This window comes from Virgibacillus sp. LDC-1 (assembly GCF_030137545.1).
Classification (GTDB): Bacteria; Bacillota; Bacilli; order Bacillales; family Amphibacillaceae; genus LDC-1.
The window spans coordinates 1-25,552 of the sequence record NZ_JARUVL010000018.1 but is presented as its reverse complement, the minus strand read 5'-3'; the positions used below and the strand labels follow the sequence as shown (position 1 = coordinate 25,552).

General features: G+C 38.4%; 16 protein-coding genes. 12 read left to right on the top strand and 4 right to left on the bottom strand.

Translation table 11 applies throughout. From position 1 onward, the window contains the following. Position 1: 1 nt before the first annotated feature. The gene (locus QBK89_RS13080) at positions 2–1,444 is read right to left on the bottom strand and encodes an amino acid permease (RefSeq protein ID WP_284141508.1); all 1,443 of its coding nucleotides are present in this window, start codon (positions 1,442–1,444) and stop codon (positions 2–4) included. Positions 1,445–1,739: 295 nt separating this feature from the next. Between QBK89_RS13080 and QBK89_RS13075 the strand changes: the two genes are divergently transcribed. After that, complete coding sequence (locus QBK89_RS13075; protein WP_284141507.1) at positions 1,740–2,879, top strand: response regulator; 1,140 nt, start codon at positions 1,740–1,742, stop codon at positions 2,877–2,879. Between the two features lie 76 nt (positions 2,880–2,955). Here the strand turns inward: QBK89_RS13075 and QBK89_RS13070 are convergent, their stop codons facing one another. Then, positions 2,956–6,015, bottom strand: a complete 3,060-nt coding sequence (locus QBK89_RS13070) for a hybrid sensor histidine kinase/response regulator (RefSeq protein WP_284141506.1) — start codon at positions 6,013–6,015, stop codon at positions 2,956–2,958. 365 nt (positions 6,016–6,380) lie between these two features. Between QBK89_RS13070 and QBK89_RS13065 the strand changes: the two genes are divergently transcribed. From QBK89_RS13065 to QBK89_RS13040, 6 genes are all read left to right on the top strand, one after another. Further along, the gene (locus QBK89_RS13065; RefSeq protein ID WP_284141505.1) at positions 6,381–11,708 is read left to right on the top strand and encodes a SpaA isopeptide-forming pilin-related protein; all 5,328 of its coding nucleotides are present in this window, start codon (positions 6,381–6,383) and stop codon (positions 11,706–11,708) included. Positions 11,709–11,725: 17 nt separating this feature from the next. Then, positions 11,726–12,319, top strand: a complete 594-nt coding sequence (locus QBK89_RS13060) for a class D sortase (protein ID WP_284141504.1) — start codon at positions 11,726–11,728, stop codon at positions 12,317–12,319. 68 nt (positions 12,320–12,387) lie between these two features. Then, positions 12,388–13,053, top strand: coding sequence for a LuxR C-terminal-related transcriptional regulator (locus QBK89_RS13055; protein ID WP_284141503.1), 666 nt, complete (start codon positions 12,388–12,390; stop codon positions 13,051–13,053). Between the two features lie 200 nt (positions 13,054–13,253). Continuing rightward, complete coding sequence (locus QBK89_RS13050) at positions 13,254–14,090, top strand: PRD domain-containing protein (RefSeq protein WP_284141502.1); 837 nt, start codon at positions 13,254–13,256, stop codon at positions 14,088–14,090. Positions 14,091–14,207: 117 nt separating this feature from the next. Further along, entirely contained in the window at positions 14,208–16,064 is a 1,857-nt protein-coding gene (locus tag QBK89_RS13045) for a beta-glucoside-specific PTS transporter subunit IIABC (protein ID WP_284141501.1), read from the top strand. Positions 16,065–16,109: 45 nt separating this feature from the next. Continuing rightward, positions 16,110–17,576 carry a glycoside hydrolase family 1 protein gene (locus QBK89_RS13040; protein ID WP_284141500.1) on the top strand — a complete coding sequence of 489 codons (1,467 nt, stop codon included), beginning with the start codon at positions 16,110–16,112 and terminating at the stop codon, positions 17,574–17,576. 322 nt (positions 17,577–17,898) lie between these two features. On the opposite strand, the gene QBK89_RS13035 is transcribed toward QBK89_RS13040, so the two are convergent. Continuing rightward, positions 17,899–18,963, bottom strand: a complete 1,065-nt coding sequence (locus QBK89_RS13035; RefSeq protein WP_284141499.1) for a hypothetical protein — start codon at positions 18,961–18,963, stop codon at positions 17,899–17,901. A gap of 138 nt (positions 18,964–19,101) precedes the next feature. Then, on the bottom strand, positions 19,102–19,869 hold the full coding sequence (locus tag QBK89_RS13030; protein ID WP_284141498.1) for a sulfite exporter TauE/SafE family protein: 768 nt from the start codon (positions 19,867–19,869) through the stop codon (positions 19,102–19,104). Positions 19,870–19,958: 89 nt separating this feature from the next. On the opposite strand from QBK89_RS13030, the gene sat reads away from it, so the two are divergent. From sat to QBK89_RS13000, 5 genes are all read left to right on the top strand, one after another. Then, the gene (gene sat, locus QBK89_RS15100) at positions 19,959–21,707 is read left to right on the top strand and encodes a sulfate adenylyltransferase (RefSeq protein WP_349774633.1); all 1,749 of its coding nucleotides are present in this window, start codon (positions 19,959–19,961) and stop codon (positions 21,705–21,707) included. A 17-nt stretch (positions 21,708–21,724) separates the two neighbouring features. Further along, the gene (locus tag QBK89_RS13015) at positions 21,725–22,465 is read left to right on the top strand and encodes a sulfotransferase (RefSeq protein WP_284141497.1); all 741 of its coding nucleotides are present in this window, start codon (positions 21,725–21,727) and stop codon (positions 22,463–22,465) included. 144 nt (positions 22,466–22,609) lie between these two features. After that, the gene (locus QBK89_RS13010) at positions 22,610–23,293 is read left to right on the top strand and encodes a galactosyltransferase-related protein (RefSeq protein WP_284141536.1); all 684 of its coding nucleotides are present in this window, start codon (positions 22,610–22,612) and stop codon (positions 23,291–23,293) included. Then, entirely contained in the window at positions 23,286–23,909 is a 624-nt protein-coding gene (locus tag QBK89_RS13005) for a hypothetical protein (protein ID WP_284141496.1), read from the top strand. Before QBK89_RS13010 ends, QBK89_RS13005 begins: the two co-directional genes overlap by 8 nt. 178 nt (positions 23,910–24,087) lie before the next feature. Then, positions 24,088–25,383, top strand: a complete 1,296-nt coding sequence (locus tag QBK89_RS13000) for a glycosyltransferase (RefSeq protein WP_284141495.1) — start codon at positions 24,088–24,090, stop codon at positions 25,381–25,383. Positions 25,384–25,552: the final 169 nt, after the last annotated feature.

The following is a 25,552-nucleotide window of genomic DNA, read 5'->3' as shown; positions in this document are numbered from 1 at the left end:
CTTATGCTTTTATCGTAATAATCCCTGTTGCTAGAAGCACAGCCATGACGGCACCGAGAAGAAAAATAGACCCTATTGCGAGCCATTCTTTCTTTGTTACTGCTTGCTTTTGGTCCTTTTTTGTTTTGTAAAATACGAGCATGCCGATGCCATAAAGAAGACAGGATGCTGCGATGGATACAATGCCGACAGAAATAAAGCAGTAGACTGTATAAAGAATAGCAAGAACGGTAGCAAGGAGATGCTTTCCTCCTAATGAATCGGCTTTGACGACCTTAAATGCAAACATGGAAGAAAGAAAATAAGGAATCAATATACACGTTGTTGCTAATAAGAGGACGAAATTATACATGCTTTGTAGACCTTCCGAAAGAAGCACGAAAAAGAAGACCTGTGTTATTCCATTCGTAATGAGTAGTGCAGCGATTGGGACATCTTGTTTGCTTGTTTTTGTGAATATGTGTGGTAGCAATCCTTCTTTCGCAGCGATGTATGCTAATTGAACGGAAAGCATCATCCAGCTAATCAAGGCTCCGAGAAGGGAGATGAGAATGCCGATTTTTACAATGGCTGATCCGAAAGTGCCGATAGCTGTAGCCGCAAGCACGTCGGCCAGTGGTGTTTCTGCAGCTGCTAGTGATTTTGCTGGGATTACTCCCATCGAAATAACCGATATACCGACATAAACAGCAAGTGTGACGAAGATGGCAATAATCGTTGCTTTTCCAACAATGTTTTGGGATTTCGCTTTTTCTGCTAATACAGTAGAGGCTTCTACCCCGATAAAGCACCATAAAATAACTCCCATTGCCCCATTTATTTGCGTGAGGAAGCTAGTGGAAGCGGTCGGCTGTGTTGAGCTAGCTAACACAGTAGTCCAATTTGCGACATTGAAAGTTTCAGGATGCCACACAAACGCGCCAATGACCATCACGAGTACTAATGGGATAAGCTTGGCAATGGTGACGATTATATTAATGAATCCAACATTTTTTGCGCCTTTTGTTTGCAGCCATACGATGAACCAAAGGATTACCGATGCGAGCATAAAGAGGAGGATAGGTTGCAGACGATAGCTGGCTGGTAAGAGACTGTTTAATGTCTTCATCATTAAGGTAAAGAAAGCAACATTACCAAGCAGTCCGCTAACCCAGTAACCAAAAGCGGCTAAAAAACCGATAAAATCTCCAAAGCCAGACTTTGCGTAGGAAGCGATGCCACCGGTTAGCTTTGGACGCTGATGTGTGAGCAGCTGAAAGATAAATGCCAATGAAACGACGCCAATACCACCAATACCCCAAGCAATGACAATTACTTGTGGATTGGCTTTTAAGATGAGATCAGTTGGGCTGTTAAAAACGCCTGCACCAATCATAGATCCGATTCCTAATGCAACGAGTGCAACAAGTCCTAATTTCTTATTCGTAGATGCAGATGGTTTCATTATTATCACCGTTTAGAAGAATGCGAACAACTCTGAGTAATGCATTTAGTAATATGCACGTAAGATGTGTTTGCAATACAAAGGACTAAGTTTTATGGTTGAGCTTGTGGAGCTCTGCCCATGGTAATACTTGAGCTTCTATGGAGAATAATTTAATTTTGCGCGGGACATTAGACCTGTTATAGGTGATAAGTAATACTGAAAAATAGCTAGACTACTCATAAAGTTGTTATAATAAACTTAGTAGAAGTATTTTTATAATCTATTTCCAGATCAATAAAAGGGGGCGATCTTCATGCGTGCGATTTTGATCGATGATGAGCAGCTTGCCTTAGACTATCTAGAACATCAACTTCATGAATTAGGCAATGTAAGGGTAATCGGGAAATACATAAATCCAATCGTAGGGAAAGAAGCAATTATTAGTCAAGATGTTGATGTTGCTTTTTTAGACATTAATTTACCAGAGATAAATGGGTTAGAGCTGGCAGAACAATTATTAGAAAAAAAACCAGAACTTATCGTTGTTTTTGTTACAGCTTATGACCAATATGCGGTCGATGCGTTTGAATTAAATGCACTCGACTATATTGTTAAGCCGCTCACAAAGGAACGCGTCAGGAAAACATTATTACGTGTTGCCAATCACTTACAAGTGCAAAAGGACTCGCCACAACCTAAAGAAGAAAAGAGCGTTCGTATTTATGTTTGTAACCAGCTTACTATTGAAAAAGATGAAGGGCAGGTTGCCTTCTCTTGGCGGACAAAAAAAGCAAATGAATTATTTTTATTTTTACTTCATCACCGTGGACAGCTTATTAGTAAAGGAGCATTAGTGGAGCTTCTGTGGCCAGAGCTCGAAGCGGATAAAGCATATTCACAGTTATATACAACGATTTACCATGTTCGTAAAGAATTAAAGAAATATAAAGGACATATTCAAGTTACCAATATGTCTGAAGGGTATAGATTAAAACTGATGAATGTTCAAATTGATATAGATGAATGGGAAAAGGGTCTTCAAACTGCACCACCCCTTCAAGCAGAATCTATTCAAGTGTATTTAGATGTAATGAAAAACTATACAGGTCCTTATCTACAGGCTTACGATTATTTATGGTTAGAAAATGAGCGGTATCGGTTTGAGCGATTATGGATTGAGACGTGCTTTAAGATCGCAGCGTATTATCATAAAAATAAGAGCTGGGCTGCTGCTATTTTATGGTATAAAAAGGTTTGCACGGCATATCCGGAAACAGAAGATGCGCATTTTTCCTTAATGAAGATTTACGCAACAATTAACGATCATATCCATGTACGGCAGCAATATGAAAAGCTAAAGCAATTTTTAGATGAAGAATTTGGTGTTTTACCGAATGAAAAGATAAACGTGTGGTATGAAAGTTGGGAGAAAAACCACCATGCATTGCTATAAATAAGGCGTAACATAGCATGTTAAACGATTGAAAAGGCTGAAACAAAACAATAGGTTTTGTTTCAGCCCTTCGTTATTATTTTTTTGGAATATACAATATAACGGTAGTTCCTTCATCCAGTTTGCTTTGAATTTCTAATCCTTTACCAAACAACTGTTTTAACCTTCTGTTTGTATTTGCTAAACCTACACCTTTTACATTGTGGAGATTCCCATAAAGAATATGGTTTATTTTCTCTTTACTCATCCCTACCCCATTATCAATAACATGTATTTGGTAGAAGCTATTTTCTTCAAAAATTTTAATCCAAATGGTTCCTCCATCCATACGTTGTAACACACCATGACGTACGGCATTTTCTACGACGGGTTGAAGTGATAAAGGAGGTATTTGAACGTCAATGTTCTCTGGTACTACCCATTTAACCTCTAATCTCTCTCCAAATCTTTCCTTTTCAATAAATAAGTAGGATTTGATTAAGTCAAGCTCATTTCCAAGTGGAATAAGGGATTTTCTATTTTGAACATCAAAGCTTCTTCGTAAATAATTTCCAAACTCATGTAACAGCTCTACCATACGAGTTGTATTCATTTCTCCCAATGATGCAATAGTATTGAGCGTATTATATAAAAAGTGTGGCTGGATTTGAGCTTGTAGCCAAGCGGCTTCTGTTCGAAGCTGTTCGTTAATAGCTTGTTTTAAGTTAGTTAATGCCCGTACACGTGGCTTCAATTGGAATGTATTCATCGTTTTGGCGATATAATCATTTGCACCAGCGACAAATCCTGAATAGATATCCTCAAATTGATTGCGTGCGGTTAAAATCAGTATTGGTAATTCCGATAACGAATATTGCTTGCGGATATGCTCTGTTAATTCATAGCCAGACATTTGTGGCATCATGACATCGGTAATAACGAGATCCCATGTATTCATTTCAAGCAGTTCCAGTGCTTGTTTGCCACTCATTGCAGTGATGACTTCATATTCGCTAACAAGGATGTTTTTTATAATTCGTAAATTAACCGGATCATCATCAACTACTAGAATTCTAGGCGCATCCTCTTTTCGAAGGTTTTCCGCTTCTTCCACTGTTGACCGAGAGTTTGCTTGAATCGGTGCAGCTTCATAGGTAGAAGCGACTTCTTCCGCTATATGCTCTTCCTTCTGTTTAGCATCAGCAGCAATCGGAAGCGTGAAATAAAATGTCGACCCTTCACCAAGGATTGACTCCACATAAATTGTTCCTCCGTGTAATTCTATTAACTGCTTACATATTGTAAGCCCTAATCCAATTCCGCCACCAACCGATGTTAGACTGCTGTCTGCTTGAACATAAGGCTGAAATACTTGCTGCTGAAGCTCCTGATTCATTCCAATTCCGGTATCGGCAATAAATATGGTAGCTATCCCATTTTCATGCGTCGCACCAATTGTAATGGAGCCCTTCTCTGTATATTTTACTGCGTTATGAATTAAGTTAAATAAGATTTGAATCAATCGATTCTTATCTGCATTTACATAAGGAAAATGATTTGGAATCTCGAGTGAAATATCAATATCCTTCTGCTCTGTTGTAAAATAAATCATGTCAAGCACACCAGCGGCAACCGGTTCTACATCAATATTTTTTCGGTTAAGTTGTATCGATTGGTCTTGAAGTCTTGTTATGTCCAAGAGATCGTTCAAGGTAAATGACATTCGTTGTCCGATTTTTATAAGCAGCTGTAAATTTTCTCGATTAAGCTCAGAAAGTGATTCTGTTTTATCATCAAGTACTGTTTGAGCGATGTTAATGACGCCATGAAGCGGATTTCGAAGCTCATGGGACGTATTCGCTAAAAACTCATCCTTCTTTTTATCGGCTATTTGTAGTTGGGTGCTTTGTTTCTCCGTTAATTGAACGATTCGTATATGACGTTTAAATAATAGAAAAGCAATCACAACAACAGAAAATATAAATTCAAATGGATAGTAAGGGATATCAACTATCCCCATTTTGATTGCTGTTCCCCATAAAATATTTGATGTATAGCTCGTTAAGAAAAGCAGGATGTACAACGAGTCAGGATGTCCATCCTTTACAACCTTTATAGTATTCGTAAATAAGTAAAATAGTGAAAGTGTATAGTAGATGAATACGCCACTTCCGAGATATTCGATTTGTTCAATTGGAAGCAAAATTTCCCCAATTGTTATTATAGAATAAACAAAGATCAATCCTTTAAATAAACGTGTACGTTTTAGGTCAAATAAATGCCTTGTAAAAATAATCATCGATAGTAAAGTGCTATTAAAGATGAATAGAAGTATTTTGTTAGAAACCCCGATGGGAAATGGCAACTGTACTACAATGTCATCATCAATTAATATACCAATAGACGATAAAAGGAGCATAGCACCGTAAAAAACAACTTCCCTTTGATACCTACCTTTTCCTAAAAAAAATAATATAAATGCGTACATGCTGTGTAATAAATAAATAATGCTTACGATGAGTTGCATTGTTCTCGAGGAGCTAGCCTCTTTACTAATCGCAGTCTCTCTTCCGAATTTTACTGATTTCGTAATCCCTCCGCCAAAGATAGGGTCTTCAAAATTGGACACATGCACCATAACGATTGCTTCGTTTTCATGGGTATGAAAATTTTGCGAAAAGGGACCACGCTTTGTAACATCAAGATCTTTTGATTTGGAAGGACGATTAAATGCTTTGATACGTTCTCCATTTACATACACTTCTGCTGCGGTGGAAACATGCTTAAACCGAATTCCATATAAGTGATCTTTATCCTCTGGAAGCAAAATTTTTAAGTAATAAGTGCCAAATCCATAGGATGCATTCTCATCTTGTTTTTTAAAAGCGGTCGTCCAGTCTCCAGGAACAGCCGTTAATTTTCTATTAGTATGATGAGGAGACACTGTGGGATCTAAAAACTCATTTGGATAAAAAAACCACTCGCCATCAAGTGTAATCGTCATTTTATCATCAAATTTCCAATTGCTTAGATCAATCACACCATTTGCTGCTTGCGGTTGGTCTAAGGGCTTATGATAGATAATCCAGCCTAAGCGAAAATTAGCTAAGACGATTAACGTTAAACTAATAATGATAAAAATCTTTCTATTTGTCATCGCCCCAGATTGCCCTCCTGCAAGTTAACTCACCATATTTTCTACCGGCTACTTTATTAGATTTATTATGCCCGAAGTTCTTTCAGTAAACAAGCTTCAGAATTTATCCTATACGTTAATGACAGTGATTCCCCCACTTATAGCCTATTAGGAGCCGACAAAGAGAGGAAGTAGAGGATGAAGGAACCCCCCACTAATTGAAGTTTCCTTCTTATTAAGTGTAACTAATCTCCATAAACACCTAGATGCTTTGTATAAAATTGTAGAGAAATTGTAGAGTTGAGTTTGATAACCTTAAAAAGTATGTCAAAGTCTATTTTAAGACGGAAAGCATAGTAAATGAAAACGATGAAAGGATGTCGAAGATGAAAAGGAGATTATATGTTTTTTTAGCCCTGTTACTCCTTTTTCAAACAATTTCTAGCAGTCTAGCAATCCCTATCCAAGCGAATGCTTTAAACAAAGAAGCAAACATTGTGAAAAATGTAGAGATTTTGGATGAGCAATCAGATGCTAATGTTGAGCAAGAGGTCAAAACAACTACTATTCGTTTAGACTGGTCTATTGCCGACATAAACGTTGAAAAAGGAATGACTTATACAGTTAGCCTTCCAGAAGAAATACGAATTGAACAACAACAAGAAGGCGAATTAGTGTATGAGGAAGTGAACATTGGAAATTACACAGTGACGAAGGATAACAAAGTTACTATTTCCTTCAATGAAAGTGTGGAACAAGCAGCAAATGCAACTGGGACAATTGTTATCGAAGCACAAAAACAATTCAAACAAAATGAAGAAAAACCAGAGCAATCACAGGAAGTAGCCACCAAGAATGAAGCAGCAAAGACAGATCAAACTAATCCTTCTGAACATGAGATCTCTCAACCAAAAGAAAACAATGCTGTAGTAACTGCGGAAGCTTCTTCCCCTACCAATAAAACTTTCGATGCAACGCAACCCTTAGCAGATGTAAGGCAGATCATTACAGAAAACATATTAACAAGTGCATCGTTATCCTATGAAGATATAGATGGAAATCCAGTAGATAAACCAGGTATTGATTCACTCATTTCAATTGACTATACATGGACATTAGAAAATGGCCATTCCTATAAAGGTGGAGACGAATTCCGGTTTCAAGTACCAAATGAGCTGGAAATCTATACGGAGATTGATCAGCAAGAGATGATGTTTAACGGTGAAGTAATTGGTTATTTTTCTGTTAACAAAACTGGTGAAGCAATCATTTCATTTACCCCATTTATTGAGGAGTATTCCAATATTCATGGCAATCTTCAAATATGGACCGAATTAAGTGAAGAAATTATTATAACCGAAGATAAAGAAATTATCGTTACGCCAATTGATGGCGAACAATCAACGACGATTCCAATTGATTTTCAACCAACAGGTCCTTCAGTAGATAAAAAAGGATTGCCAGATAGAGCATACAATGCAACCCAGATTGAATGGACTATTGATTTTAATAAAAGCTTAGAAACCTTGCAAAATGCGCGCCTAGAGGATCCGATATTAGCTGGTCAAAGCTTAAAGCAAGATTCGGTAAAGCTTTACTATTTAAATACGAAGCTTAATGGAGAGACTTCTCTTGGTAGTGAAGTAAATCCTGCAGAGTATTCCATCGGAAAAACAAGTACTGGCGACGACTTTACGATTGATTTTCATCAAGAGATCAAATCTGCTTATCGCGTCGTTTACGAAACAATGATTACTGATGAGGATCAAGCAACGTTTCAGAATAATGCAAAGCTGCTCGCTGATACAACTGAAGTAGAAAATGCTTCAGCAGTTGTTACAGTTGGACGTGGTACGCCATTAGATAAAAAATCAGCTAAATATGATAAAGAAAATCAAACGATTACTTGGGAAATTAAGTACAACTACAATGAGAAAGCCATTTTAAAAAATGATGCGTTATTAAAGGACTTTTTTAATGACAGTCAAGAACTGCTTGCCGATTCTTTTATCGTCAAGAAAATAACGCTCGATGAGCATGGTAAAGAAGTAGGTGAAGGGGAAGTTGTTCATAACTATACGGTAGCTCCGCAAACAGCAACTAATAAAAATGGCTTTCACCTTCAGTTTAGCGAGAATATCGATACTGCCTATAAGATTATTTATCAGACAAAGGCCATTGATCGGGTATATGAATCAGAAACAATCACGAACCGTGTAGAAAGTGGAAGTAACGGAAAAGATGCAACCCAAAAGATTGGACAGCAAATTTTATTTAAAAACCACGGCGAGCCGAACTACAAGGATAAAACAATCGAGTGGACGATTACATTTAATAAAGATAAACATAAGATGGACCAAGTTGTGTTAACCGATAATTTTACGAATGAGGGGTTAACACTATTGCCAGAAACAATCCGCATATTAAATGGCAATGTAGAGCTTGAGAAGGATATTGATTATGTTTTATCTAAAAATGAACAAAATCAATTTGAGATCACGTTCAACAGTATGATTGAGACACCGCATACCATTATCTATACAACAGCATTTGATTTTGAAAAAAGACAGGATCAAACCAAAAACCACTTGGAAAATCAGGCCATTCTTACATGGAATGATGAAGCGGGAAATCCCCAATCCAAGGAAGCAATAACACCGTTTGAGCCAGATGACTTTACTAAAGCAAATGGATTTAAGGCGGGATCTTATAATGCAATTGATAAAGAAATTACATGGAGTGTTGGAATTAACTACAATTTAAAATCGATTCAAACTCCTATTGTAGAAGATTATATTATTGGAAACCAGCAGCTGTTAAAGGATTCCATTCTTGTTTACGAAATGGACTTAACAGGTGGAGTAAACGGAGCAGAACCTAAAGAACTCGTGCCAAGTGATAAATATACAGTCACGTGGATAAATGATGCAACTGGAAATCCCGGCTTCCAGCTCGCGTTCCATGATGGAATCAGCGCTGCATACAACATTGTTTATAAAACAAGCTTAAATAATTTGGACCTTGTTGAAGAGCGCTATGAAAACACGGCAACACTTTATAATGGTGCTGTAAAAGAAACGGATTTAAATGCTCTTGTGTCGATCCCACATGGAGGAAAATACACAGCAAAGTCTGGTGTTCAGAATGGGAAAATCATTGACTGGCAGGTAGATATCAACTTTGGTCAATCACAAATAGTGAATGCCACAGTAATCGATGAGCCTAGCATAAATCAAGCTTTGTTAGAAGGTTCATTCCAATTATTTAAAACAACCGTCGATGCTGCTGGCAATGTAACGAAGTCAACCGCTTTAGAAAAAGGAAAGGATTATACGTTACAAGTAAATAAAAATCCAGATTCGTTTACATTGACGTTTGTGAATGAAATCAATGAACCATATATTTTAGAATACCAATCTTTGATTTTAGAAAAACCAGGACAGCAGGTTAGCAATAACATATCCTTTAATGGTGAAAAAATTGACCTTGTAGAAAATGAATCTAGTCATACGATCACGGTAAAACGAACAGCAGGTATGGGAGATGGAACAGGGGAAATAGGAAACCTAACGGTAACGAAAACAGATCAATTCTCTGGTGAAGTGCTGCAAGGTGCAACGTTTATCTTACAGGATAAAGATAGCGGAGCAGTTATTGGAACACAAACAACGGGTGAAGATGGGCGTGTTGTTTTTAATCGGTTGCTTTATGGAGAATATGTATTGATTGAGGAAGAAGCACCTGAAGGATATTTAATCAATCAAGCAAGCCAGACGGTTACGATTGATCAACCGTATGTGGCAGGAAGTGAAACAGAAGTTGGAAATGAGCTTACGGTTTTAAACCAAAAAATAATCCGTGCAGTAGCTTTGACAAAAATAGACAAAGAGACAGGTGAATTATTAGCTGGAGCGGAATTCGCTTTACAAAAGAAAAATGGTGCTACCTATGAAACGATTCAATACGCTGTGACAGATAAGCAAGGACTACTTTCTTTAAAAGACTTAGCTCCTGGTGATTATCAATTTGTAGAGCATAAAGCGCCAATCGGCTATCAGCTAGATGCGACGCCAATTACTTTTACGATTAAAGCAGATCAAACGGAAATCATTTTGTTAACAGCAGAAAATATCGAGCTTGGCTCTGTCGAGTTAACTAAATTTGCTGCTGATGATGAGAATAATGTACTTGAAGGTGCGCAGTTTAGACTTGAAAAGGAAGATGGAACGGTTGTTCACACAAGCTTACAAACGAATGCAGCAGGTAAAATTACTGTTCCGCACCTTGAACCAGGAAACTATCAATTCGTGGAAATAAAAGCACCAACCTATTATCAGCTAAACCCAGAACCAATTCCTTTCACGATTCAACCAAATGATAGCTCAACCATTTTACTTAAAGCACCAAATCATTTGATTAGAGGAGCAGTGGAATTAATCAAGGTAGATGGGTTTGATAATGAAATTGGATTAAAAGGAGCCACCTTTACCTTATTAGATCATGAAGGAAATCTACTGAAAGAGGATCTTGTTACAGGAGAAGGCGGAAAGCTAATAATTGAAAATCTAGCTCCAGGCAAGTATCAATTGATGGAAACAAAAGCTCCTTTGCATTATCAAAGGGATGGAACACCAATTGATTTTACGATTAATAAAAGTGAAACAGAAGAAAAGCTTGCCATAACGAAATTACAGGCAGAAAATGATTTAATTCCTGGTTCTGTTGAATTAACAAAGGTATCAGAAGAAAATATGGTTTTGGCAAATGCGGTATTTGACCTGCAAGATAGCGCTGGAAATACGATTCTTCCAAACCTAACAACGGATGCTAATGGAAAAATTATTGTTCATGATTTACGGCCAGGATTGTATCAGTTTGTGGAAACGAAAGCACCAACCAATTACGCATTAGATCAAACACCAATTCAATTTGAGATTGTAAAAAGCCAACAAGAAATGGTAGCAATCACTACTACGAATGAGTTAATCAAAGGTATCGTAGAAGTGACAAAGGTTGATGCAGAAGATCGTACGAAAACATTAGCAGGTGCAGAATTTAGTCTGCTAGATGCTGAAGGAAATAAACTACAAGAAGGTCTGACAACAGATTCGCAAGGCATGCTTCGCATAGAGAATTTAATGCCGGGCAACTATGAACTCGTTGAAACGAAAGCACCTTTTGGCTATTTACTTGATGAAACGATCATACCTATTGAAATAAAGTTTGGGCAGGAAGAACCGATACAGCTCGTCGTTGAAAATGAAGTAATACGAGGAGATGTAAAGATTAGAAAAGTGGACGCCGATACAAATGAACCATTAGCTGGAGCAGAATTTGAGTTAAGAGATGCGAATGGTAGCATTGTTTCAACGAACTTAGTTACAAATAGTGCTGGTGAAATTGACGTTCACGACTTACGACCAGGGGAGTATCGTTTAATTGAAACAAAAGCTCCTGCGGGCTATGAGATATTAACAGAACCAATTCTATTTACCATTGAATTAGGTCAGCAAGAAGTAAAGGAAGTTGTGGTAAAAAACGTTGCTATTCCACAACCTGTACTACCGGATCAACCAAATGATTCGAACAATAATATAGATACATTACCGCAAACAGGCGAAACGTTCTTTCGCTATCTGATGATTTTCGGAGGTTTCTTTATCATTGCTGGTCTGGTTTTGATTTTCGGTAGAAGAAAACAAATCGATTATTAGGAGAAAGGATGGGTTTGATGCTAAAAAAGAGAAAATGGATTGGTTTTTTTCTTATCGCTTTCGGACTCATCCTCATCTCGATTCCGCTTTATTATGAGTGGGAGCAGGAGAAAAAGCTAGCAGCACTTGAAGAAGCACTATCCTTTGTTTCTGAAGCGGATGAAACAGCAACAGGGATTCAACCGATTGAAGAACTTCCTTTTTCCGAAGAAGAATTGAAAAGTGTGGTAGAGTTAGAGATTCCATCGATTCAATTAAAACAAAAGGTACTACCAGAAACAACGCAGGATAATTTGAGTATTGCGCTTACACAAATTAAGCCATACCAAACACCTGGGGAAGGGAACTTTACGATTGCAGGTCATCGGGGGTATCGAGGTGATCGGTATTTTCGGCAATTACCGAATGTTGTTGTAGGAGACAAAGCATTGCTGCATGCAGCGAATCAGACATTCATCTATGAAATTACATCATCAGAAGTAATTGATCCAACTGCAGTAGAAATTTTGCAAGATGAAGAAGACATTAGTGAAATAACATTGATAACCTGTACTGTAGACGGAAAAGATCGAATTGCATTAAAGGGTAAATTAATCAATGGAACAAATTAATGGATACATCCTGTAGATAAATCCCTTCTTCTACAGGATGTATTTTTTAGAAAGATGGAGATCACGTTATGATAAAAGTCGTAATAATAGATGAAGAAAAATTATTTAGTAATGGATTAAGAATTATTCTAGAAGCCGAAAAAGATATGCGTGTATTAGAGCTAGAGAAAAATGCCGAGATAAAATGGCAGGAGGTAGTTGCTTTTTCCCCGAATGTGATGCTTTTACATGTGAATAAGCGTGATTATACCTTACTTAATATAACAAGAGAGCTGCAAACTAGATTTGTAGACATGAAGGTGGTCGTAATATTAGCGGAAATGGATATGAATCGACTGCGAAATGCAATGCTTCTAGGAGCACAAGGATATTTATTATGGGATATTAATGCTCACTCGCTTATTGAAGCGATTCGAAATGTTTATCATGGGCAATTTGTTTTTTCAGAAGAGATCGGAAGAAGGATAATTAGTTCCACCATCGATGAAAAAGAAAAGATGAAAGGAAAGCTTTTGGAAAAAGGAATCGACGTAAATTGGCGGGATATTGATATTCTCTATTTACTTTATTACCATTACAAAAATAATGAAATTGCCAATGAGCTTCAGCTGTCCGAAAAAACAGTTAGAGATTATGTTAGTAAGGTGTATAAAAAACTAGGTGTTGGGAAGCGACAAGAGGTTGCTCACTATTTAAAGAAAGTAATGTCTGAAGATTTTTTTGCGATGAAATGAATTCATGCTTATGATTGTTTGTTTACAAGTGAACAATATTGATTGACAGATTGAAATTATCATGCTATTTTAAAGATAGATACAGGAGTGTCACTGACTCGATCAGGCACCACCAATTCAAATGTAACATGAAGGATCGCTTCATTTTTGTTATGTTTTGAAGTTGGTGTTTTTTTATGGCTTTTTAGGGGTGAAATACGATGCTTACCGTAATCAAATCACTAAACAATAATATTATTTTGGCCAAATCAGAAAAAAATGAAGAATTAATTGTATTCGGTACCGGTATAGGATTTAAAAAGAAAAAAGGCGATGTAGTAGATGAAAGTCAAGCAACAAAAGTATTTCAATCCGAAAAAAACATTCAGACCAGTCAGTTTCTAGAGCATATTTCGCCTGAAATGTTAGCTGTAACCGAAAAAATTGTTCGGTTGGGTGAGGAAAACCTGCAAAAAAAACTGAATCAGTCTATTTTATTTTCATTGGCAGATCATTTACAATTTGCGAAGGAAAGACCAAATGATGTGAATCAGGATAACCCTTTACAATGGGAGATTCCGTATTTATATCATGATGAATATGAGGTTGGTAAGCTCGCTTTACAATTGATAGAAAAAGAAATAGGGCTAACACTTCCTGAAATGGAAGCAGCTTTTATCGCGCTTCACTTTGTAAACGCTCAAATCGATACGAATTCCATGGAAGATACCATTCAAATTACAAAGCTAATTAAAAATGCGGTTAAAATTATTCAACAATTGTTTGATGTGCATCTAGATAAAACGACGATTAGCTATTCAAGATTTATTACCCATTTGCGCTATTTTTTAGCACGACATAAATCGAAAAGCACAGTCGATGTGAATATGGATGAAACATTGAAGGAAATAATTCAAGAACGCTATATGAAAAGCTATGCATGTGGTTTAATTATCAAAGAAATGGTAGAAAAAGAATTTCAATGGCAAGTAAGTAATGATGAAATATCCTACCTTGTTATTCATATTGAAAGACTTTTACAAGAAAATAAAGCGTAGTATTTTAGGTGTGTTACTTTTTAAGGCATTAACCTAAGCAGCTGGTTGTCACAAGTTATATTGTGCAACAGTGTGCTTAGGTTTTTTTAATGAAAAAAACGGAAGAAGGGATCGAATATGGACAACAATAAATTAGCAGCAGCAATTATAAATGAAATTGGGGGAAGCGCGAATATCGAACAAAGCTGGCATTGTATTACACGTCTGCGCTTTAACATTGTTCATAAAGAAAAAGTAAATCTAGAAAAGATCCAATCCTTGGATGGCGTATTAGGTGCCCAATTTAAAAGCGGTCAATTCCAAGTAATTATCGGCAATAGAGTGAATGAAGTTTATGCCGAAATTAGTCGTATCTTAGATAAAGCACCTGCTAATCAAACGAAGGCAAAACAAAAAGGAAACGTGATTGAGCGTGTTTTTGATGTGATTTCTGGAATCTTCACCCCGATATTACCTGCGATTGTAGGAGCAGGACTTCTCAAAGGTTTGCTAGCATTATTTGTTGTACTAAATTTGCTCTCGGAAACAAGCTCTAATTATCAAGTACTACATTTTATTTCAGATGCACCATTTCATTTCTTGCCATTTTTAATTGCTTTTTCTGCTGCTAAAAAGTTTCGAGCAGATGCTTCTTTATCTATTGCTTTAGCAGCGATCATGATGTATCCAAAAATAATGGAATATGCGGCTAGCGGAGAAGTTAGCAGTTTGAATTTTTTAGGGTTATCCATCCCGATGAACAGCTATGCTTCTTCTGTTATTCCAATCATATTAGGGGTTTGGCTGTTAAGTTATGTATCGAAAGTTGCAGAAAAAATAATTCCAAGATCTTTACGAATCATTTTTGTGCCATTGATTAGCTTACTTGTTACAGCACCACTAGTACTCACCTTTATTGCTCCACTTGGAAGCTACATTGGTGTATATTTGGATATGTTTTTCTCAGGCTTATTCTCTGTTGCTGGTCCAATTGCAGGACTTCTAATGGGTGGCTTGATGCCATTAATTGTGATTACAGGAATGCATTATGCCTTCTTTCCTGGAACCTTCGCAAGCTTTGATAAATACGGATACGATATTATGCTATTGCCGATGAACTTAGTTGCTAACTTAGCTCAGGCTGGTGCAACACTTGGCGTATTTCTCAAAACAAAGGACAAAAAGATGAAGCAGTTGTCTTTTTCAACGTTTATTCCAGCAATGTTTGGTATCACGGAACCTACCATTTACGGGGTAACAATGAAATTGAAAAAACCATTTTATGCGAGTTTAATAGGTGGGGCTGTGGGTGGAGCAATATTTGGTACCTTAGCAGTTAGAACAACTGCTTTTACAGTGCCAGGTATTATGTCTATACCTACTTATATTGTAAAAGATACGAACAATTTCATTTATGCCTTAATCGGTATTGCTGCTAGTTTTTTGGTTGCACTTGTTATTACACTAATGATGAACATTAACAAGGAAAATGAAGATAATCAGGCTATATCTGATAATCGAACAGAAAATGCAAGCCAGCCGATTAATATAGTTTCCCCATTGACAGGTAACATCGTTCCGTTAGAGCAAATTCCAGATTCAACATTTTCGGAAGGACTAGTAGGCAAGGGTGTTGCGATTTTACCAGAAGGAGATGTGGTATATGCTCCTTTTTCTGGAACGGTAACAATGGTTACACCAACGAATCATGCAATCGGTATTACCTCCGATACGGGAGTGGAGCTACTCATTCATATTGGATTAGAAACCGTTTCGTTGAATGGAGAGGGATTTCATTTACATGTAGAAGAAGGAACTAAAATTCAGCCTGGAGACAAGCTGTTAACATTTGATATGGAACAACTGAAGCAAAAAGAAGTTTCGTTAATTTCACCAATTATAGTGTTAAATTCTCCAGATTTTTTGGATGTTATTTATACCGCTGAACAAAAAGTTTTTGCGAGTGAAGATAAATTATTGATGTTAATTAAGTAATTTACAAAGATTTAAGTAATGAATACGATGGAGGAGGAAAAGAATATGTCAACATTTCAAAAAGGATTTCCAGCTAATTTTTTATGGGGTGGAGCTACTGCAGCGAATCAAATTGAAGGAGCTTTTGATAAAGATGGTAAGGGCCTATCTACATCCGATATGGCAGCTTTTAAGGATCCATATGCAGGAGGAAGCGTCAACAATTTTACGTTTGATGTCAATTCAGAGGAGCTAGAGGAGTATTTGCAGCATCCTGAAAAGTATTTATTTCCAAAGCGTTGGGGAATCGACTTTTATCATCGTTATAAGGAAGATCTTGCGCTATTCGCTGAAATGGGATTTAAAACATTTCGGATATCGATATCATGGGCTCGTATTTTTCCAACAGGATTAGAAGCCGAACCAAATGAAAAAGGGCTGCAGTTTTATGATAATGTATTTGACGAATGTGCTAAATACGGCATCGAGCCTCTAGTAACGATGTCTCATTACGAGATGCCAATTACTTTAACCCAAAAATACAATGGATGGATGAGTAGAGAGCTTATTGCGCTTTTTGAAAAATATGCGCGCGCGATCTTTCAACGATATAAGAATAAAGTAAACTATTGGATTACATTTAATGAAATGAATATGAACTTAAATAGCTTATATACAGGTGCTGGCGTACTCGCAGACAAGGTTGAAAATAAACTGGAAGCGGCATATCAAGCATCACATCACCAATTTTTAGCGAGTGCAGCTGCAGTAAAGGCTGCTCGTGAAATAATGCCAAATGCAAAAATGGGTTGTATGATAAACCAAATTGAGTCTTATGCAAAAACAACCAAGCCTGAGGATCAATTGCAAGCATTAAAATCGAATCAATTAAACATGTTTTATCCAGATGTCAAGGTGCGGGGAGCTTACCCAGCTTATATGGAACGCTACTTTGCTGAAAATGATATTCACGTTCATATGGAAGAAGGAGACAGTGAGCTATTAAAAGAAGGAACGGTTGATTTCGTGGCATTCAGCTACTATATGTCCCATGTGACAGAGGCACGTCCAGATGCATCAAAGCTTGCCGGAACCTTTGATAGTCCGATTAAAAATGAGTATTTAGAGCTATCAGAATGGGATTGGCCAATTGATCCAATTGGCTTAAGAATATCATTGAATAAACTTTATGATCGATACGAAGTGCCACTATTTTTAGTAGAAAATGGATTAGGTGCAAAAGATGTTCTTACGGCCGATGGAAAAATCCATGATGATTATCGGATTGATTACATTAAAAAACATATCATCGAAATGAAGGAAGCAATAAGAGATGGCGTTGAATTAATGGGCTACACTACATGGGGCTGTATTGATTTAATAAGCTGTGGTACGTCACAGATGAGTAAGCGCTATGGCTTCATTTATGTGGATCAAGATGATGAAGGAAAAGGCTCATTAAAGCGAATTCCAAAGGATTCTTTTTATTGGTATAAAAAAGTAATCGCTTCAAATGGTGAGGAATTAGAATAAAAAATTTTTGGAGAGGCAGTTGCCTCTCCTTTTTAGTGTTCCAAGCAATTTAGGACACAAACGCTAGCGAGAACTCGCCAAACTCGGGCGAGAACAGCACAAACTTGAGCGAGAAAGTGCCCTAAACGATCAAGAAACCCCCAAAACGATCACGAAGCTCCCCAACTCGATCGAGAATAGCCCAAAAAAGATTAGCTCTCCATCAAAGTTGTTCAAGAACCTCTCAGCGCAGTGTCTACAAATACAAAAACAGTCCTACGAATGTAGGACTGTTTCCCATACGAACAAGTGCTTTTTTATGACAATCTTCTTACCACAAGGATTACACAGTGTTATTAATACGTTCCCTTAATACTCTTTTCCTGATACATACTTTGATAATATCCTTCTCGAGAAGCTTCCAATACACGCTTACACTTGGTCCGTCAGTAATTGGACCTGGTCGGATCCCTCTATTTTGTAGCTTAGCTGGTCCTTCACATAAAACATCGTAGCCGACAATGTCGAATATGTCTCCTTCATTTGCGTCATCCCGATCAATGATGCATTGGAATGGGCGATCATCGAGTCGAATCGTGTTGCTGGATTGTGTGCCGTCTGCTGCAACAGCGGTGTACGTTATTTCTTTAGAAAGTTTTCCACAAATGACTACTTTTTCAGGACACACCATTTCGACTACAGGTGCTTGTGTAAAGAATACCCTTGTTTCGATAGGAGCTGAAGCTAATGCAGGTGGAACGAGCTGTGTCTTGAATTCTACTGGAACCTGACAGCATGTTTGCGGATTTGGTATTGGACAAACTGTTGTCGTAAATGAAGTCGAGGTCGAAGTAGAAGTACTAGTAGAAGTAGAGGTACTAGTCGAAGTAGAAGTACTAGTAGAAGTACTAGTAGAAGTAGAGGTACTAGTAGAGGTCGAAGTACTTGTCGTTGTAGTAGTTGTACCACCGACGAAGTTTGCCGCTAAACAAATACTACTAATGATTGGAATGTCTTGGAAATGAAGACCGACCCGCACAAAGTCTGTTTCATCTAATGGATCAGTTACTGGATCTCCTGTACAGATGACGAAGTTTGCTGTTTCACCTGGTTCGATTCGATCGGGAGGACTTGTAAACATTTGTACAATATCTGCATCTGGTAAACATCCACCAGGGCAATTGCCTCCACTTAATTCTCCTTCATCTCCAGGTCCAGAAATTTGATAAAATGGTCCAGTTCGATTCAAGTTGAGGCAAAGAGATCCGATAAATGCAGTTGGCGGAGTGAATGAAGAATTATTTTCAACTGTAACTTCTACACATCCAGCGTTCGGTCCGGTAGTAATATTGGAAACTGTCACTGTTGCATGTAAATTAAATAAATTAATGTTAGCAACTACTGGCATGAAGCGTACACTTCCTTTCTTTTTTTGGAAAAACCATTTTTATTGGTGCTTTCCAATTACCAATAGCTTATGTCGTCGGACCGTATGCGGTATGGTTGAATAAACTAGACCAATACTATTTTCGCTATTGCCTAACCACTATCCATTAAAAACGAGCTTAAAGCCTGTAATTAAAATGATACTTAAGATAATGATGCGAACGATTGGAGCAGGCATGATAGAAGAGAGCTTGCTCCCAACGATGACCCCAGGAATAGAGCCACATAATAAATTTCCTGCTAGAAAATAATCTACATGTCCATATCCCGCCATTAGTAACCCTGACAAAGCTGCTAAAATAAATGCATGGGTAATATCAGTTCCTACGACAGAAGCTGGCTTCATTTGAAAAAAATAAAGGAGAAAGAGTCCAAAAAGACTTCCCGCCCCAATGGAAGTGATGCCGACAACAACCCCAATGACAAATCCACTAGCAATCGTTATATATTTCTTTTCTTCTATCGTTTTACACTGCCAAATATTTGGTGACGTTCTTCCATAAATCAACTGTATAATCGGGATAATGGAAACAATGATTAAAAGGAAGCCGAGTAATTGTAAGATGAATGCTTCATTATAATAAGGAGCTAAACATACATAAAAAAGAAAATTCGCCATCATCGCTCCTGGAATGCTTCCAAGCGCTAAATATCCAACAAGCCGGAAGTTCACGGTTTTTAGACGGATATGATGGATTGTGCCTACTAATTTGGTTAAGGCATTATAGATAAAGTCTGTTCCAATTGCAGTTGTTGGTGGAACTCCAATAAATAGAAGTGTTGGTGTTAATAAGGATGCCCCACCTACCCCAGTCATACCAACGAGTCCGCCCACAAAAAAACCGATGAATATAATTTCGCTATTCAATTCGTTTCACCTCAAATGTCTAGTCAATTTATCAAACGGTCTCATACGCTATAAAGGAAATTATTAATAGCTTAGAGGTGAAGAATACTATGCGCGTACTTCCACATGGTGGGCAATTAATCGATCGCTATCATCCTTCTTATTCCATTGAATCACTGACAGAAGAGATAGAAGTGGATGCATTTACACTTGCAGATATGGAGTGTATTTCCAATGGAGCCTTTAGTCCGCTTGAAGGGTTTATGAACCAGCAAGATTATGAAAATGTACTGCATCATATGCGGTTACAAGATGGAAGGGTTTGGCCAATGCCTATCACACTTTCTATTTCGAAGGAGCAAGCCGAAGTGATAGACAAAGCAGCAGCTATCAAACTCAAACATGCTGGCAAGGTTTATGGTGTATTAGAAATAGAAGATATGTATGAACGGCAAATAGAAAAAGAAGCAAGGCTTGTGTACGGAACCTTGGGCGCTAATCACCCAGGCGTTGCAAGAATCTATCAGCAGCCTTGTATGAATGTAGGCGGAAAAATTCACATGCTATCTCGACCAGCAAGAACGATTTCTGCTGCCTATTATTTAGATCCAAAGGATACGAGAGCGTTCTTTGAAGAAAAGGGGTGGAACACAATCGTAGGCTTTCAAACGAGAAATCCGATTCATCGTGCCCATGAATATATTCAAAAAACAGCATTAGAGGTTGTCGATGGCCTTTTCATTCATCCATTAGTAGGCGAAACAAAAAAGGATGATATTCCAGAAACGATTCGAATGAAAAGCTATGAAGTATTACTAGATAACTATTTTCCTGACGCAAATACGTTGCTTGGCGCTTATCCCGCGGCAATGCGATATGCAGGTCCGCGAGAAGCGGTACTTCATGCGATTGCCCGAAAAAATTATGGCTGTACGCATTTTATTGTTGGGCGTGATCATGCAGGAGTGGGAAAATATTATGGGACGTATGATGCACAACGGATTTTTAAGCAATTTGATAAAAAAGAGCTGGATATCGAGCTATTGTTTTTTGAGCATAGCTTTTACTGTAAGGAATGTCACGGAATGGCTTCACATAAAACGTGCCCACATGATGATTCCAGTCGTTTTACTTTATCTGGCACAAAGGTAAGGGAAATGCTAGGCAAGGAGCAACGACCACCAAAGGAATTTAGTCGTCCAGAAGTCGTAGATGTGCTCATAAACGGATTAAGTACGAAGCCAAACAAGCAAGAAAATTATTCACATACAGTATGGCACGATGCAACAGTAAATAAGGAAAGTCGTCGGAAGCTATTAAAGCAAAAAAGCTTTGTTCTTTGGTTTACGGGATTGTCTGGCTCAGGAAAGTCCACTATTGCTAATCGATTGGAGGAGCTGCTGCATGAAAAAGGGATAGCGACATATTTACTTGATGGGGACAATGTACGTCAAGGGTTATGTAGTGATTTAGTATTCCATGAACAAGATCGGCAAGAAAACATCCGCAGAATTGGTGAAGTTACAAAGCTTTTTATTGATAGTGGTTTAGTCGTTTTAACAGCTTTTATATCTCCTTTTGCAACGGATCGTCAAACCGTAAAGGCGCTTTTGCGGGAAGAAGAATTTATCGAGGTATATGTGGAATGTTCGTTAGCGAAATGTGAGGAACGTGATCCAAAGGGGTTATATAAGAAAGCACGAAAAGGCGAAATCAGTCATTTTACTGGCATCTCATCACCATACGAAGCTCCAACCGCGCCTCACATTCATGTGAACACAGAAAGGATGACAATAGATGCTTGTGTCCAAGAGATATGGACGTATTTAAGAGAAAATCAATATGTGAAAGTGGAATAATGGAAGGAGGGGAAAAAATGGATTTACTCATATCAGCAGCAACACATCGTTCAGGCTCCACGCTTGTTCAGCGAATTTTTAATCGGCGTAAGGAAACCTTGATATGGGGCGAGCAATATGGTATTTTAACGCAATTTCAACGCATGCATCAGCTTCTCAAGGAGTATTCGACGAATCATCGCCAACAGCGAGAAAACTACTTTAGAGATGGAGAAAATCCGAATCATTGGATTGCATGCATGGTTCCAGAGTTGGATTATGTGGATCACGCTGTGGAAGAATCGGTTAAAACATTGTTTGCTACGCTATATGCCCAGCATAAAGAGGGGCACGACATCATCGGCTTTAAAGAGGTGCGCTATGGAAAAGAGGAGCTGACATTATTCCGAATATGCTATCCAGAAACACCGATTCTGCTCCTTGTTCGCAATCCGCTTGATGTGTGGAAAAGCATGCTTGGAGCAGGGCTTGGCAATAATGTCGTACCATTTGCAAAAAAGTGGCAAACCAATGCGAGCTATTATTTAGACCTTGCCAAGCAGGACCCCGCAGTATACCTCGTACGTTATGAAGATATTGTTCTAAAACAGCCCGATGCGACCTTGACTATTGCAAAGCTTGGAAAGTTATCAGAGGAAGAGATTGATTCGGTGATTGCTAAAAAAATATGGAGTACACCAAGAACACCTACGACTGCAGATGAGCATGCAATTATCCAAACGTGTGGTTCTACAATGAAAGCATATGGATACATGTAAGGGAGTTGAAACGTAAACTGGCATGGACTTTTTATTCATGCCAGTTTTTTTATACGCACAAGCATTGGAATTGTCCATACGAATGATTGAGAATTTCATAGAATAATTGTATTAACAGTTGGAAGGTGAGTAAGATTGGATAACGTGTCAATTATTATCCCGATAAGTCTGAATGATACGCCAAGAAACCAGGCGTTTCATTGGGTGAAAAAATATTATCAGACCATGTTTCCTGAAGCAGAGCTTTGTATTGGAATATCAAATGAAAAGCCATTTTCAAAGGCGAAAGTGATTAACCAAGCGGTGGGGCAATCAAAAGGTGAAATTCTTGTTTTGGCAGATGCGGACATATTTTTTGATCCAAATGTTTTGCACCAGGCTATTGCACTGTTAGAAGACCATGCATGGGTGATTCCTTTTCAGCACGTGTATAACCTATCAAAAGAAAGCACGCTGAAGCTATACGATATCGAGCCGCAATGGCCCATTCCGATTGAGTTGGAGACAAGAGCACGCCCTAATGCGGCAAGAGGAGGAATTAATGTGGTACCACGTGCGCATTTTAATCGTGTCTGTGGCTTTGATGAACGCTTTGTTGGCTGGGGAGGAGAGGATGATGCTTTTGCAGCTTCCTTAAACCAGTTATGCGGAAAGGCAAAACGGTTAAATGCTTATGTCTACCACCTATGGCATAAACGCAACAATGCGGGGAATTACAAGGAAAATCGAGAACTGTTAAAAGCTTATTCTGCCGGAAAAGAATCGGTTAGAAGAGAAGTAGAGAAACGCCGTGCAGAAGGCTTCACACTGGAGAAGGAAAATGAGTAATCGCAAAATGAAAAAGTTTCTCGTACTCGGTCACCCAAGAAGTGGAACAGGCTATATGGCTACCTTGTTTCAGAGGTTTGGCTATGATGTTAGTCATGAAAAAATGGGGAAGGATGGGATAAGCAGCTGGATGTTTGCAGTTGAGGAAAATCAAGTGTTTATGGACAGATCACTGAATCGCAAGAATTACCAATTTGAACATACCTTAATGACGATGCGGCATCCGAACGACATTGTCAGTAGTATTTATTATACCGGCGATATGAAAGGGCGTAGTCTTCATTACCGGCAAGCGTATCTTCCGTTAGAAAATTATCAGGGCATCGAAAAAGCGGTTCAAAGTGTAGTAGGGTGGTATGCACTAATCGAACAGCAGGACCCAGCGCTAATCATGTATGTAGATCGTCAGCCTGCACAGCAGCTTGCCCACTTTTTACAGATGAAAGAAGCAAAGGACTATCCTTTGATACCTGCTTTAAATCGGAAAGTAAATGCACGCAAGCACGCGGATTTATCTTGGGAAGATATAAAGCATGCCTGTCATGAACAAACATGGGAAGCGTATCGTCGTTTTTGTAATCGTCAAGGCTATCGTGCAGAAGAGGATGCACGTTGAACAGGAGAAGAAAAGATGAATACACTGATAGAACGAAATGGAAGGGACAGCAGGAGTGGCACGAATCTCGAGTGAGGACACGCAAGCGGCGTCCCCTGTTGTAAAAGACAAGAAATGAAAACAGTCTGTATAGACTGAAATAAATGCCTAATTATACGTTAAGGGGAGGAAGGTAAGATTGAAGGTCGCATTGTTAACGATGTTTAATGGATTAGATAGCACGTATTCCATCGTCAATGTCGTGGCAGAGCAGCTGCGAATGATGCTTGATGATGGTGTAAAACCAGTAATGCTCGTGAGTGAAAGCTGTCCACTTGATTCACGGTACGGGATATTTTTAGATGAGCGGATTGAGTGGAGAAAGGTCGCTAATTTTGTCGATGGTAAACAAATTCATTGGCGTGATTATACGCAAGCAAAAGGAGAAGTACATGATACATTTTTTGAAGAGGCAGATGTAGTTGCCAATGATTTAGTGGAAAAGCTAGCCGACGTAGATGCTTGTATCATGCATGATATCCATTATCAAGGCTGGCATTTACTACACAATGTTGCAGTTCGTAAGGCACAGGAGCGTCTTCCTAGCTTGAAATTTATCGCATTTACACATTCTGCCCCTGTTCAACGACCGTTGGAAATGGAATGGCCATTTTCAGCGCGATTTACACCAATGCCAAACACAACGTATGTATATCCGACTGCTTCTGGTATGGCAGCCCTTGCAAAGCAATATCATGTATCAGAAGGCGCATGTGCAGTGGTGAATAATAGCTTGGATTTACAAAGCTTTTTGAGTGAACCGACTGTAGAGCTTGTCAATGCTGTTGATTTATTTTCACCAGACATTGTTATCGTTTATCCAGGTCGGCTTACACCAGGGAAAAAATTTGAGAAGGTTGCCGCTCTAGGCGGGGCAATAAAACAGGGGACGGAAAAGACAGTGCAAATCATCTTTTGTGATTTTCCTAGCGCTGATATTAAGTCTGATGCATATAAGTCAATTGTTCGCCAAGCAGGAGTTTCCTTTGGATTAGTGGAAGAAGATATGTTTTTCACATCCGATATGCCGCGCTTTAAAAATGGATTTCCGAGGCAGGCAGTTATGGAGTTGTTTTCATTGTCAAATCTTTTTATTTGTCCTTCCTTTTCAGAGTCCTTTGGCTTAACCGTTTTAGAAGCGGCGAGTAAGGGGAACTTTCTCGTTTTAAATGAGCGTGTTCCTGCATTAGAGGAAATGGGGAAAAACTTACATGCTTATTTTATGCGGTGGGATGCGCGCAATTTTGGATTTGAATCCTTTGAGGAATATCATCCTTCTGAGCGAGCCTATTTGATTGAACATGGAAATATCATTCTAAATAAGATGCGAGAAAATCCTGTTATCCACGCGAAAAATTTAGCTCGCCAACGATACCATCCCAAATGGGTTTGGCAGCACCAGTTAAAGCCGTTGCTTACGCAGCCTTCAAAGTAACTGCAAAAATAAAACACCTCCGAACAATGTGAGGTGTTTTTCTGATTACTGGTTTTAAAACCACAGGCTCTGCCTGTGTGAGAATTCAACTTGTAGAGTTGTAACAGACAAATCTCCTTTCGGTATAATAGAGCTGGCCGTCAAACCGACTCTATATACGAAAGGAGAA

Excerpts from the sequence above, each read along its gene's own strand:
- QBK89_RS13060 (WP_284141504.1), top strand. The coding sequence starts at position 11,726 with ATGCTAAAAAAGAGAAAATGGATTGGTTTTTTTCTTATCGCTTTCGGA.
- QBK89_RS13045 (WP_284141501.1), top strand. The coding sequence starts at position 14,208 with ATGGACAACAATAAATTAGCAGCAGCAATTATAAATGAAATTGGGGGA.
- QBK89_RS13005 (WP_284141496.1), top strand. The coding sequence starts at position 23,286 with ATGAGTAATCGCAAAATGAAAAAGTTTCTCGTACTCGGTCACCCAAGA.
- QBK89_RS13065 (WP_284141505.1), top strand. The coding sequence starts at position 6,381 with ATGAAAAGGAGATTATATGTTTTTTTAGCCCTGTTACTCCTTTTTCAA.
- QBK89_RS13080 (WP_284141508.1), bottom strand. The coding sequence starts at position 1,444 with ATGAAACCATCTGCATCTACGAATAAGAAATTAGGACTTGTTGCACTC.
- QBK89_RS13075 (WP_284141507.1), top strand. The coding sequence starts at position 1,740 with ATGCGTGCGATTTTGATCGATGATGAGCAGCTTGCCTTAGACTATCTA.
- QBK89_RS13050 (WP_284141502.1), top strand. The coding sequence starts at position 13,254 with ATGCTTACCGTAATCAAATCACTAAACAATAATATTATTTTGGCCAAA.
- QBK89_RS13070 (WP_284141506.1), bottom strand. The coding sequence starts at position 6,015 with ATGACAAATAGAAAGATTTTTATCATTATTAGTTTAACGTTAATCGTC.
- QBK89_RS13055 (WP_284141503.1), top strand. The coding sequence starts at position 12,388 with ATGATAAAAGTCGTAATAATAGATGAAGAAAAATTATTTAGTAATGGA.
- QBK89_RS13015 (WP_284141497.1), top strand. The coding sequence starts at position 21,725 with ATGGATTTACTCATATCAGCAGCAACACATCGTTCAGGCTCCACGCTT.
- sat (WP_349774633.1), top strand. The coding sequence starts at position 19,959 with ATGCGCGTACTTCCACATGGTGGGCAATTAATCGATCGCTATCATCCT.
- QBK89_RS13040 (WP_284141500.1), top strand. The coding sequence starts at position 16,110 with ATGTCAACATTTCAAAAAGGATTTCCAGCTAATTTTTTATGGGGTGGA.
- QBK89_RS13035 (WP_284141499.1), bottom strand. The coding sequence starts at position 18,963 with ATGCCAGTAGTTGCTAACATTAATTTATTTAATTTACATGCAACAGTG.